The sequence below is a fragment of the Treponema medium genome (assembly GCF_017161265.1).
GTDB classification, from domain to species: domain Bacteria; phylum Spirochaetota; class Spirochaetia; order Treponematales; family Treponemataceae; genus Treponema; species Treponema medium.
The window spans coordinates 960,895-973,325 of record NZ_CP031393.1 but is presented as its reverse complement, the minus strand read 5'-3'; the positions used below and the strand labels follow the sequence as shown (position 1 = coordinate 973,325).

The 12,431-nt window shown below is 45.5% G+C and carries 10 protein-coding genes; 8 read left to right on the top strand and 2 right to left on the bottom strand.

The window, feature by feature from the left end; genetic code table 11:
* Window positions 1–550 precede the first annotated feature (550 nt).
* Entirely contained in the window at window positions 551–1,489 is a 939-nt protein-coding gene (locus DWB79_RS04410; protein WP_016522841.1) for a hypothetical protein, read from the top strand.
* Between the two features lie 316 nt (window positions 1,490–1,805).
* Complete coding sequence (locus tag DWB79_RS04400; RefSeq protein WP_016522840.1) at window positions 1,806–3,113, top strand: right-handed parallel beta-helix repeat-containing protein; 1,308 nt, start codon at window positions 1,806–1,808, stop codon at window positions 3,111–3,113.
* 297 nt (window positions 3,114–3,410) lie between these two features.
* Here the strand turns inward: DWB79_RS04400 and DWB79_RS04395 are convergent, their stop codons facing one another.
* Window positions 3,411–4,244: a hypothetical protein gene (locus DWB79_RS04395; RefSeq protein ID WP_016522839.1), complete on the bottom strand. Its 834-nt coding sequence runs from the start codon at window positions 4,242–4,244 to the stop codon at window positions 3,411–3,413.
* A 183-nt stretch (window positions 4,245–4,427) separates the two neighbouring features.
* Window positions 4,428–5,879, bottom strand: a complete 1,452-nt coding sequence (locus DWB79_RS04390) for an AlbA family DNA-binding domain-containing protein (RefSeq protein ID WP_016522838.1) — start codon at window positions 5,877–5,879, stop codon at window positions 4,428–4,430.
* A 172-nt stretch (window positions 5,880–6,051) separates the two neighbouring features.
* Here DWB79_RS04390 and DWB79_RS04385 point away from each other — a divergent pair, with 172 nt between their 5' ends.
* From DWB79_RS04385 to DWB79_RS04360, 6 genes are all read left to right on the top strand, one after another.
* The gene (locus tag DWB79_RS04385; RefSeq protein WP_016522837.1) at window positions 6,052–6,510 is read left to right on the top strand and encodes a flavodoxin domain-containing protein; all 459 of its coding nucleotides are present in this window, start codon (window positions 6,052–6,054) and stop codon (window positions 6,508–6,510) included.
* 19 nt (window positions 6,511–6,529) lie between these two features.
* Entirely contained in the window at window positions 6,530–7,552 is a 1,023-nt protein-coding gene (locus DWB79_RS04380; RefSeq protein WP_016522836.1) for an ABC transporter substrate-binding protein, read from the top strand.
* 23 nt (window positions 7,553–7,575) lie between these two features.
* Window positions 7,576–8,589: a FecCD family ABC transporter permease gene (locus DWB79_RS04375; RefSeq protein WP_040859424.1), complete on the top strand. Its 1,014-nt coding sequence runs from the start codon at window positions 7,576–7,578 to the stop codon at window positions 8,587–8,589.
* The gene (locus DWB79_RS04370; protein ID WP_016522834.1) at window positions 8,586–9,380 is read left to right on the top strand and encodes an ABC transporter ATP-binding protein; all 795 of its coding nucleotides are present in this window, start codon (window positions 8,586–8,588) and stop codon (window positions 9,378–9,380) included. The genes DWB79_RS04375 and DWB79_RS04370 overlap by 4 nt, the downstream gene beginning before the upstream one ends.
* Window positions 9,381–9,528: 148 nt before the next feature.
* Window positions 9,529–10,671 carry a class I SAM-dependent RNA methyltransferase gene (locus tag DWB79_RS04365; protein ID WP_016522833.1) on the top strand — a complete coding sequence of 381 codons (1,143 nt, stop codon included), beginning with the start codon at window positions 9,529–9,531 and terminating at the stop codon, window positions 10,669–10,671.
* Window positions 10,668–12,380, top strand: coding sequence for an outer membrane protein assembly factor BamB family protein (locus DWB79_RS04360; RefSeq protein WP_016522832.1), 1,713 nt, complete (start codon window positions 10,668–10,670; stop codon window positions 12,378–12,380). Before DWB79_RS04365 ends, DWB79_RS04360 begins: the two co-directional genes overlap by 4 nt.
* Window positions 12,381–12,431: the final 51 nt, after the last annotated feature.

Below are 12,431 nucleotides of genomic sequence, written 5' to 3'. Positions count from 1 at the left end.
ATCCCCATCGCTTCTGATATAACCAGCGGCATCCGTGCCGCTACTGAAAAAGCCTCAACGTATCAGGACGGACAGGGATGTCCGGGGTTATAAGCAACAGCGACGTTTTTGCGCAGCAAAACTCGACGTTGAAAAGTGTACACGGATGTACACTTTTCAACATGCCTGCGGGTGTTTTTTGCTCGCGCCTTGTAGTTTCAGAACGGACAAGGATGTCCGTGGTTCAAAACAGAAGCGATGTTTTTGCGATGCAAAAACTCGCGTCCGGAAGTGTACACGGACGTACACTTCCGGACAGGCTATTTTCAAAAGGCTGACGGAAAAGTTATTTTCAAAAAAAAGAGGAGCTACGTAGCAACCCCAATTTTTCCGCGGGGGTGTTAAATCAACACCCCCGACGTAAGCGTCGGGGTATTAACCCCTCCGCACGAATAAATAGCCTGATGCGTTTACTCTGAGTTGGCCTCTTTATCTTTATATAAAAAAAGAATAAACTCGACAGCTGTCGAATTATTTGCGGCGCAACTCATTTACTCAAAGAGGAACACTCATGGGAAGTTTAGACTTTTTATCTAAAGATTATCAATTTAAAAAATATAAGAATGTATATGCAGGAATGCTGCAAGGGTTTTATACGATTTTTCACGTAGATGCCAATGCGAAGAAATGTATCCTTACCATCGGCGCTTCTAAGGCAGAAAATGGAGAAGACTTGTTCGCCCTTTTGCAATCGCGGCTTTGTGAAATAAAAAAAGTAAAAACGCGTATCGATAACGCAACATTAATCTTTGAATATCCTACGCCGGCATTAGGGAACTATAAGAAAACATTTGATTTGCTGAATGATACCGTTATCCCATTCCTGATAGAAAATAAGTATAAATCCGGCGGATTTATCTATGGTAAAAATGACGGAACGATACGGTTGTTTCAAATAGGACTACAATACCTGTATCTAACCGAAGCTGAGCGGGCGGAAAAAGAAGCCGATCTTACCGCTCAAAAAGAAAAAGACAAAAACACGCAAGAAAATTTTTTACTCGGTACATTGGGCGTTATCGGCGTTGCATTAGCGGGAATCTTACTGTATGTTATCGTCGGAAAAATGAACCTCTATGTTTGGGCGATTCCAGTCTTACTCAGCGCAATATCCTATACTGTATACAAACGACTGGGAAAAAAATTAACCGTAAAAGCCATCGTTATGATTTTGATTGTACTGGGCATAGCGCTCGCAGCGGCAACCGTATTGGAATACGGCTGGCGTATATACGATGCTGTAAATGAGGGTCCGGATATTGAGCATATCGGCTTTTTCGATGTTTTAAAAGAAACGCCGGAGCTTATAATCACCGAACCGGACATCGCAAAGCTGGTTAAAAGAGATTTATTGGTAAACGGTGGAATTTTAATACTGGCCTCAATTATTACGATAGTAAGCGCTTACAGACAAGAAGTACGGTTTATCAAAATAAAAAGATTGGATTAAGTATAAAAAGTCATTGCATTATAGCCTATGAGAGCCTTGCTGAATGCGGATTTTAAGGATTATGAAGCGGGACATGAAAATACTTACCGCCCCAATCCACATTGAGCAGTTTCTTAAATCCGTTCTTTTGTAAAATTTCCACAGCTGCACGGCTCCATCTCCCTATTCTGCAAATAACGATAACATTTTTATCGCAGAAATGTTATAAGGCAATAATCTGTCAGCCTTTAAAATAATTTACAAAACTATGGTAATTATGCTACATTAAACATAAAGGGAAGCACACAAGCATTCTCCCTTAAATTGAGAGGTGTATATGAAAAAAGCAATTACAACGTGTTTAGCGGTTTGTCTCGTTTTAGCAAACGTAATGGCTGCAGAGTACTACGTTTCAAAAGAGACCGGTAAGAATGGAAACGCGGGTACAAAAGATGCTCCGTTTAAAAACATCGAAAAGGCTGCCGAAAAAGTGCAACCCGGTGATAAGTTATATGTTGCGGAAGGCAATTATTACGGCGTACGGGACAAAGGTTTTATCATGATAAAAAACCCTGTAGAAATCTACGGAGGATATTCCAAAGACTTTTCAAAACGGGACGTTTTAAAATACCGCACGCTCGTTATGCCGCCAGCCTCATCAAACGGAACAGGTCGCGCAAATAAGGCTATGGAGTTTGATATTAAAGACGGTCAGGGAAAAAAACTTGTTATCGACGGTATCATCTTCGATAAAGGAGCTTCCAACGGTTACCATCCGACAAAAGGCAAACCTGCCGGTGTGGAAACCGGTATGCTCATCCTGCCGCCGGGAGAAGGCGTTAATGGCGGTGAAAAATCCATTACAACAGAAAAGGCGATATTCGGCGGCAGCATTATGAAATGCGATGTGCTTATTCAAAACTGCGTATTTAATAACGCTTCCAATTTTGCCATCCAGTTCGGCGGTTCAGGCGATGTTAAAATTTTGAATAATGTTTTTACTGCAAATGCGATGTCTGCTTGCGAAATTTGGGGAAAAGAAAATAAACCGACCGCCATAACGCTGGAGTTCGCATATAATACTGTTTTGTTTACATGGCCACGCACGCATGCCTTTGAGGATATGGGGTACGGTTTCCGCGTTATGACGAAGGTTGAGGTGAATATACACCACAACATCATCGGGCTTTCTACCCTGTCTGCAATCGATCGCTGCCGTATCGACAGCCCTGCTTCTATGGAAAACGGACGAAAGGTACTTGTAGATAACAATCGATTTTTTATGAACAAACAAGCGGATGTAACCCTGCCGGGCTTAGGTACATTTGAATACGTATGGGTAAAAGACTTTGAAGACGTTGAACGCTTTAACAGCGCCGAAGGCAACGAGGAGCTGAAAGACGTAGCTCCGCTTAAAAAAGTTTTAAACCAAGCATATTTGGCAGGTTTCTTAAACGCTACCTATAAAGAAAAAACCGACTATGATCCGAATTCCCCCGCTAACGAGTTCAGACGCGCAATGGGAATGAACCAAACGATGAAAGTTCAAACTGATGTGTCGATGTTTGCAAACAGATATCCGCAAGATGATGCTGTAAAACTGTTCGGTGCAGTCAAAGGCTTCGGCGCACAGGCGATTAAGTAAATGTAATCGCAAGACTGACGGAAAAGGTTGGCATCTTGTCAGTAGAAGCGACGATTTGAGAGTATTTCGCTCAAAATTCGTTGTATTGGTAATTAACCTGTTCGAAAACATCGCATTTCAGAGCAGGTTACCCTGAAATGCGATGTTCAAAATCGTGCTATCTGTGCGATTTTGAACACGCTCGACGGGAATAGCGAAAAAGTAACAAACTCTTGGGACGTCCCCGTCAAGTGTATTCATCGAAGCTGATTCGAGTTGGGTTGATTCTGTAGAGTCCATATCCTCACGTTATCGGCTTTAATACCCCACATACTGACCGGCCGGGTAGATACATCCTGCGCATGCAATATCGGCGGAACACCCTGCCTGCACCCATACCGGCTTAAAATAATTTCCGGCAGTCGGTTTGATTTTTTGTATGATGCCGTCGGGACAATGAATTGAAACAGGCACTCGTTTTTCCGGTGAATGAGATGAATGTTCGCCGATTGCTGCGGAAGAAAGCAATTCGCACACCCGCGTCAAGAAAGCGATCCGTTCTTCAAGCTCAAAGATAAAACGGGAATAAAAAGCGAGTACACCAAAGTCATTGCCGGAAAGCATACTTTGCTCAAGGCGGTGCAGTAAAGTATTCAGCGTTACAAAAGCAGACTTCGCTTCTTGATAGCGGGCGCCGGAATACTCGCAGCCGTACACCTGTTGCAGCACTGTTTTGAGTGTTGCAGCGTCGTTGTATATATGCACAGGTTTTTGCGTACACTGCCGGAACGCGGTTCCGACAGCAGGGCAACAGCCGTCAAGTACATACATCTTGGAAGAATACAGCAGCGGACACTTTTGTGTCGTTAAATATACCATCGTACTCTTGATCGCATCGCAAGCAGGATAATCACCATATTTAAAAATAAAGGCATCCACTCCGACAATCGGAACCGGCACAAGACCGCAGCCATAGATGAGCGCCTCATCGATGACGGGAGACTGAGCTTCCGAATACGCAGAGCCGAACACCCCGACGATATTATCATCCGCTTGCATCCGTAGCGTCGCATCTATATATGCTTCCCTGCGGAGATCGGGAGCATAGTTAAGGATTTCCTGTAATGAAGCATGCTTAAAATCTAATTCCATACGCCGATCGTTTTATTCGTGCGGAGGGGTTAATACCCCGACGCTCTGCGTCGTAACAAAGGGTATTAACCCCGACTGCAACCACCTTATAGAACACACAGTACGAAACATTGAGCACTGTGCCCCGACGCTTGCGTCGGGGTTGTTGATTCCTTTTCAAATTCTCGCTTTTGTAATTCACAACTATTCATTCAATTCCCAATATCCGTTATTTCCGGTACCGATATATCGTAGATTCTCTATCTCTTTTATGGTTCTCTGAATAGTTTTTACACTTACGCCGGCATTATCTGCAATAGTCCGCCTTGTAATTTTATTATTTGACCTCACCTTTGCCTTTATAAATTCAATCAGCTCCTTCTTATTGTGAGGGACATTCTGAGGGACATTCTGAGGGACATTCTGAGGGACATTCTGAGGGACATTCTGAGGGACATTCTTTTCGCCGACCTTTTCCGTCGCAATCTTCTTGAGTGGAATAATCGTTCTGAATATATCGCCTTCTTCAAAAATAGGATTTTTTCCCGAATACAGCTGTGTGTACTTATAGGTGTTACGCATACCGGAACCAAGCTCATCGGCAATTCCAATTTCCCTAAAGACTTTAGATATCGACGGATTTTTAGGAAACGGTTCGAATTTTTGCAAATCCAATACGCCTATTCTATGTGCTACATTGCTATTTTCGATAGTAATTTTTTCATCATCAATAATCATTTTCGCAGGAAAGCCGCTTGAATAATCCCTGTGGGCTAATGTGTTGGAAACTACTTCTCGGAGTATCCTATCTCTTGCATTGACATTAACAATGCCCTCTAAAACAAACAAGTCATTCAAATGCTTTCTGCCAAAGTTGATAAGCCTATCATAACTGTCAATCAGATTGGTAATGACGACATCTCTGTCATCATATCGGTCTTTGTTCTCTACTCTAAATAGTGCATCCGTTTTATGCTGTGATAAAACGGACATAATGGCGTTGTCTTTTCCAAATAATAAAATTGCAGCTAAGGTAATACCTTCTTTGTTTGTTTCCGGATCAATTAAAATTAAATTAGCTGTTCTCAGAAGTTCTTCATCATTCATACCCTTCCATAAATGATTTTGATTCCTTGCAATAGCCATTTTTCGTGCTTTTTCAATTACCGCTGAGTTTAAACAATCTATTCCCAAATTAGGATAGACCTTATTTACAAAATAGGTGCTTTGTTTCCGCGCATAAAGCTTATATACCAGTTCCGCATTATCGGTAATATTTATATCACCCTCGTAAGACCTATCCCAAATGCGTCCATTGTGCCTGCACACCTGACAGCCTTTTGGTACTCTGATATAAATAAGTTTCTTGCCTTCCATATCTATTGAAACAGGTGTTAAGTATAAAGGCGGATATATTTTTTGCGAATTATTAATAGCTGTTGTAAATTCCTTTATTATTTTATCAACCTTGTCAGGATTAACGCCGGTAATTTCCCTTTTGTCGTTAACCCCTAATACTATATGACCGCCGTTTCTATTGTTAAAAGAGCAAACGGAATCATATACGTCTTTCGATAAAGCATTCTTTGATTCTTTAAATTCAACATCTATTTTTTCACCGTTTTGAATGAGTTTCTTTATTTCTTCTGGTGTCATAATTCTCCTTATGCTGATTTTATCACGCCAAGAGCTTATTTTCCATACCGGAATATTATATTGATATCGGTATGGGAAAAGTAGTACAATCGCACCGTTAAAAAAAGACGCTGTCGGATAATGTAAGTACATTGCTCGGCATGGAGTTTTCACATTTTTATTGGGAGATTTTATGAAAAAAGCGGCTATTATCTATGCATCGGTTCATCATGGAAATACGGAAAAAGTAGTTACGGCAATGGCACACGATATGCCGGTAACGCTGTTTAAGGCAGAACAAGCTCAAAATGTCGATTTTTCGGAATATGATTGTGTCGGCTTCGCTTCGGGAATATATGCGGGAAGATTTCATAAATCGATATATGCATTTTTGAAACATCACCGGCATGAATTTCCGAAATATGCTTTTGCCGTATGTACAAGTGGAATGGGAAAAGGTCGGTATGCGAAAAAATTTGCCGGTTATTTACAGGCAAACGGCTTTACCGTCTTGGGGGAGTTTGAATGCAAGGGATTTGATACTTTCGGGCCATTCAAGCTGTTCGGCGGCTTAGGCAAAGGACACCCTGATGATAAAGAGCTTGCAGACGGGGTTGAGTTTATTAAGAAGATTATGTTAACGTCTATCTAAGTCTATAAAGGAGGATCCTATGTGTAAAAAACTCTGTTCATTAGCAATCTTAGTTGTAATGCTTGCAGCTTTGCCGGTATGGGCAGGCGGAAAGCAGGACAAAAAAACATCGGAAGGTTTTGCAACCGTAACCGATCATCAGGGTAGAACCGTTGTTATCCCCAAAAAGCCGGAGCGGATTGTCGCGCCGTTTTATATTCTCAGCAACACAGCATTGGCAATCGGCTGTCGGGAATATATCGTGTCGGGCGACGGCGGAAAAAGCGCTCGGCCGTTTATTAAAGAATTCGCTCCCGAATTGGCGGATAAACCCGCATGCGGCGGCGCAAAGAACTTGAACCTCGAAGCAGTTGCTTCTCTGTCTCCCGACCTCATTTTAGTGCCGTTTAAAGCCGCACAGCAGCTTCCTCAAATCGAAGCGCTCGGTGTTCCCGCATTGGTGATCGAGCCTGAAACGATGAAGAATTTTTTTAGCTATGTTGAAATGCTCGGCGCCGCTTCCGGTAATCGCGAACAAGCGCAAAAGCTGCTCACTTTTTATAAGGCAATCTTAAATGATGTCGCAGGTTTCGTAAAAGGAGAACCGGCGGTATCCGTTTATGTCAGCAGTCGCTCCGATCCTCTGAACGCGCTCAGTCCCAAGATGTTCCAAGCGGAACTCGTTGCGGCAGCAGGCGGAAAATTGGTGAGCGATGATATTACCGATGTCTATTGGACAAAAGTATCGCTGGAACAAGTCCAGAAATACGCCCCGCAGGTCATCGTTGCCGCAACGGGCTCGAAGGTAACTCCGGCAGAACTCGCCGGAAAGGCTGAATGGAAGGGCATTCCCGCAGTGGATAACGGCAAGGTCTATGTATTCCCGTCAAGTGTTGACGAGTGGGATTCCCCCATTCCGTGCTCATGCCTCGGTGTTATCTGGCTTGCCGATAAACTGCATCCGGGAAAAGTTCCTGCCGGTTATTTAGCGGAAAAAACCAAGCCCTTTTATCGGGACTTCTTCGGTAAAGAAAAAGACCTCGCCTCTCTTAATGTAAAATAAAAAGATAAAACCCTTCAATGCAGATGCGGTACCGGACTAAACTGATATGTGCAGCTTGTATAATGCCTCTGGCGGCGCTGATATTCTCGCTGAGCTGGGGGCGTTATCCGCTCTCTTTTATTAAGATACTTTCCATCCTGTTCCGCACCGATGTATTTGCGGCGGTAACCACAGCCGATTACAATATTTTTATGAACATCCGGCTGCCGCGCACCCTTTTTGTCTTTCTTTCAGGAGGTGCAATCGGATTGAGCGGGGTAAGCCTGCAAAGCCTATTCCGTAATCCGCTGGTAGCACCCGACATCATCGGTGTTTCTACCGGCGCTTCCCTCGGCGCGGCAATCGGTATCGTGCTGCTCCATACAAGTGCGGCAGGCATTCAGCTCTGCGCCTTTGCGGGCGGCATCGGCGCGACGTTGCTTGTGTTGCAGCTTTCGAATATCGGCGGAGAACACAGTCTGATACGCCTCGTGCTTGCAGGTGTCATCATCAATGCGCTTGCCGGAGCAGGCGTATCCCTTATCAAATACATGGCGGATCCGCTCAATGAGCTGCCTGCTCTGGAGTTCTGGCTGATGGGCTGTTTTAACATTATCACGTGGAAAAAGCTCGCCGCCTTTTTACCGATTGCCGTTGCGGGATGCAGCTTTATTATCCTGTTCCGCAGACAGCTCAATATTCTCTCGCTCGGTGATGAAGAAGCGGCGTCGCTCGGTACGCCGGTTAAAAAGATGCGGCTGCTGTTTATTATCACTTCGACATTGTTGGTTGCGAGTGTGGTGTCCGCTGCGGGTATCATCAGCTGGATCGGGCTTATTGCGCCGCATGTTATCCGGCTGCTGTTCGGCAATAATAATTACAAGGTGGCCCCGCTTTCTTTTATGTGCGGCGCCGCCCTGTTGCTGTTTGCGGATACCGTTGCCCGCTCCCTGTCCGGCAATGAGATACCGGTCAGTATTATCACGGCTGTCATCGGCGCGCCAATTCTTGCGCAGTTGATGCTCCGCCGGAACAACGATATTTGGATTGGAATATGAACGCGGCTTTTGAGCTTGACGGCGTTACGGCGGTGCGGGGAACGCAGCCTATTCTGAAAGATCTCCGGCTGGATATTCCGCAGCAACAGGTTATTGCGCTGATAGGCCCTAACGGCGCGGGCAAGACCACGCTGTTGCGGCTGCTCGCCGGATTGGATATGCCCGCGTCCGGTACGCTTTCGGTATTGGGAGAAAATGCGGCGCAGCTTACACGAAAGCGATTTGCCCAAAAAGTATGTTACATTCCGCAGGGACATTCCGGCGTATTTACCTACACGGTACGCGACTTTGTCGTGATGGGGCGTAATCCCCATCAAACCGCGCTGCAAGCCCCGTCGCGAAAAGATTGGGAATATGTCGATCATGCGCTTGAGGTATTCGGCTTAACGCAATTCGCAGACCGCTATTACAGTCAGCTCAGCTCCGGGGAATCGCGGCTTGTGATGCTTGCCCGCGGCATGGTACAGGATGCGCCCATCATCCTCTTGGATGAACCGACCGCCAATCTCGACTTTTACAACGAGCATAAGATTATGCAGATTACCCGTAAGCTTTGTACAAAAGCGCACAAGACGGTGCTCGTTTCTATTCATAACCCCGCGCTTGCCTTGCAATACGCCGACCTTGTCTACTGCATTTACGGCGGAGGTATCGCAGCCGTGGAAGAAAAAAGCAATCCCGATTTTGAACGCAACATCACCGCGATGCTGAATGTTATGTACGCAGAAAAAGGCTGCGGCGCTATCCGGCTCCAACGCATCGATGATATCCCATTTGTGTATTTGAAATAGTTACCCCTGAGGCACTTTATCCTGATTCTCCCATACCTTTATACTTCTTTGAACACCCCGTATTGGAGATAGCTCAAAGCATTATAACTTCCCTGCCCCCACTGCCCGCGCCTTTATAAAATCTCCGCTTTCCTGTATACTGCATCCCATGCGAGTTACTACGGAAAAGATCGTATTCGGCGGGAAAGCCCTTGCGCGAGTAGACGGGAAAACAGTGTTTATCCCCTTTGCGCTCCCCGATGAAGAACTCGATATTACCATTACGGCAAATAAGCGCGATTACAGCGAAGCCGTTATAAAAGAAATCATCACCCCTTCTCCGTACCGGATTGAACCGCCCTGCCCGTATTTCGGGCGCTGCGGCGGATGTAATTTACAAATGGCGGCTAACAGCTATCAGCAAACACTCCGGCAGGCAATGGTCGCAGAGCTTTTCGACAGAGCGCATATTGCACCTGAACGTCCGCCGGTTTTTATTGCGGGTCCTTCATGGGAATATCGAAACCGGTTTCAATTCCATACGGATAAAAACGGAACAATCGGGATGCACGGTTTTGCGAGCAACACGGTTGTTCCCGTCCATGATTGCCCTATTGCAGTACCTGCGTTGCGTACCGTTTTGCAGCAGGATGGATTGCAAAAGCTTTTCCCCCGCAGTACAAAAATCGCTCAAGATCGTTACCATGTTTTCGCACAAGATGACATATACAGTCCCGTTCATCCCGACGCTTCGGCACAAGTAAAAGGTACAGCTCTGGACTTTAGCGTATTCGGCTTTTTTCAGTCGAATATTACAATGTTGGAAAAACTGATTAAACCGGTATCGGATATCCCCCCATGTAAGCGGGTACTCGATTTTTATGCCGGCGTCGGCACCTTTTCCGCTTTTTTAACGGACAAAGCAGCCGAACTTCACTTGGTGGAACACAACGAACGGGCGCTGCGGACGGCACAGAAAAACCTCGACCGGATTATTGCAGAAAAGAACAACCCTTGCCGCTGTTTTTTCCATACTGTTTCCGATACCGATTGGTCAGACATCCCCGCTGCACAACTTGTCTATGATGCCGCTATCATCGATCCGCCGCGACAGGGCATCCCTGAAAAGGCGCTTACTTATCTGGGGCAAGCCAAAATACCGCTCATTCATTATGTTTCATGCAATCCTGCAACCTTTGTCCGTGATGCAAAAAAACTCATCGCATTGGGGTATCGATTTATCGAATACCGGTTGTTCGACTTTTATCCACAGACCCATCACTGTGAACTTTTAGGAATTTTTATACGATGAAAAAAACAAAACGCTTTTTAGCCGTCTTATTTACCGCATTCTTTTCATATATGTTTTTGCTGATTCCAACAATGGTTCTCACCGCACAGACTGCGCAAATAGAACAAGCACAATGGTCGGCGGTTATGGCGGGTGAAACGCTCTGTGATCCGGTTGTACACGGAGAATATCTTTATACATTAAGCTCGGATCAGGCGCTTAACTGTATCGATTACACCGGCTCCTTTGGATGGCGGCGGAATATTGAGCGAACAATAAAACCGTTTTTAACCGTATCAAATTCGGGAATATTGATTATTGCAGATGCGTCGAGGATACTGCAAGCGGTTTCCAGTCAGGGGATTTATTTGTGGTCGGTGCAACTGCCGGAGCCGGCGTTGTTTGCTCCCTATAGCACCACTGACGGCAGAATATGCGTGCTAACGAAATCCAATCTTTACTGTTTTTCCATAAAAGGGAAGCTCAAGTGGCAGCTCACATTATCCGCTTCACCGGCACGGCAACTGTGCGAAACGGGAGCGGCATCATTGTTGCTGACGCTGACAAACAAAGACTTTTTAACCGTTTCGCTTACCGGACAGGTGTCAAATACAAGAACCTTAAAAAAAGAAATTGCCACGCTCGCCTCCGCTCCCGGCGGGTATATTATGAGCACCGGTGACGGCATCCTCACCTATTACCGCAGCGCCGCAGCAGAAGAGAAAGAAACGTCCCCACATGTACCGCAAAGAGAAACTGACGGATTTGCAGTCTGGCAAACACAGGAAACAGCGCCGCTTTTTATGCAAAACTCCGGCAACGAACTGGTATGCATATATGCCGATGGTACCGTTTCGGCACGGAATATTACCTCTAATAACATTACTTGGACAGCAAAATTGAACAGCCGCATTACACTTCCGTTATATTACAGCAAAACGGACGGTGAATATTACATCGCCTGCAAGGGTATAGCGGCAATTATCAGCGGCGAGGGAACCGTAAAGCGGGAACAAAAGATCATCACCTCAGCTTTTCTGCCGGTTATTATGCCGAATGGTATCCTTATTGCCGTCGATGATTGGGTTATCAACAGTTGGCGACTGGACACAAAGATTATGCAAAGTTCTCCCCAACGGGAAGCGCCACCGCAGTATCACATTTTGAAAACACAAGAAAAAACGCAAACGCTGCCCTTCTTTGTTCCCTACGGAGATACGGGAACACTGTTAGCAAGCATCGATGAAGCTATTACAAAAGGGACTATCGGCACGAATGAAGCAGCCTACGCACTCACCCTGCAAACTATTTTAGCAAATAATCAGCGGGCAGCGTATTTCCCCTATAATTTTACGGTTTATGAACGGGCACGGGCTGCGGAACTGCTCGGTCTATTGGAATCGTTGGAATACCGAACCATTCTACTCGACGAGGCGTCAAAAACTTCCGACCCTACTTTAGCCGTTGCAATCATCCGCGCATTGGGCTTTATTGCTGCCGACCCTGACGGAAGCTCAATCGAAGCAATTCAACTGCTGCTGCAACACTGCGGAGTGCGCGCCTATGAACCTGCCTACGCCGCCTGCGACGCCCTTACCGAAATTGCGAAATATGGGGATAAACAAATCGCAGGTTCAGCCGTTAAAGCACTGTTTAGCATCACGGCAGGCGCCTTTCCCGAAAATATTAAGCAGTATGCAAGACAAAAAATAAAAACTATAGTAGAATAGGATTGAACTTTGTTTTACTGAGAAGCACTCTTCCCTCGGGCTACGCCCTAA

Bases quoted from the DNA above. Each gene is read 5' to 3' on its own strand.
- DWB79_RS04380 (WP_016522836.1), top strand. From the start codon at position 6,530: ATGTGTAAAAAACTCTGTTCATTAGCAATCTTAGTTGTAATGCTTGCA.
- DWB79_RS04400 (WP_016522840.1), top strand. From the start codon at position 1,806: ATGAAAAAAGCAATTACAACGTGTTTAGCGGTTTGTCTCGTTTTAGCA.
- DWB79_RS04360 (WP_016522832.1), top strand. From the start codon at position 10,668: ATGAAAAAAACAAAACGCTTTTTAGCCGTCTTATTTACCGCATTCTTT.
- DWB79_RS04370 (WP_016522834.1), top strand. From the start codon at position 8,586: ATGAACGCGGCTTTTGAGCTTGACGGCGTTACGGCGGTGCGGGGAACG.
- DWB79_RS04375 (WP_040859424.1), top strand. From the start codon at position 7,576: ATGCGGTACCGGACTAAACTGATATGTGCAGCTTGTATAATGCCTCTG.
- DWB79_RS04365 (WP_016522833.1), top strand. From the start codon at position 9,529: ATGCGAGTTACTACGGAAAAGATCGTATTCGGCGGGAAAGCCCTTGCG.
- DWB79_RS04385 (WP_016522837.1), top strand. From the start codon at position 6,052: ATGAAAAAAGCGGCTATTATCTATGCATCGGTTCATCATGGAAATACG.
- DWB79_RS04410 (WP_016522841.1), top strand. From the start codon at position 551: ATGGGAAGTTTAGACTTTTTATCTAAAGATTATCAATTTAAAAAATAT.
- DWB79_RS04390 (WP_016522838.1), bottom strand. From the start codon at position 5,879: ATGACACCAGAAGAAATAAAGAAACTCATTCAAAACGGTGAAAAAATA.
- DWB79_RS04395 (WP_016522839.1), bottom strand. From the start codon at position 4,244: ATGGAATTAGATTTTAAGCATGCTTCATTACAGGAAATCCTTAACTAT.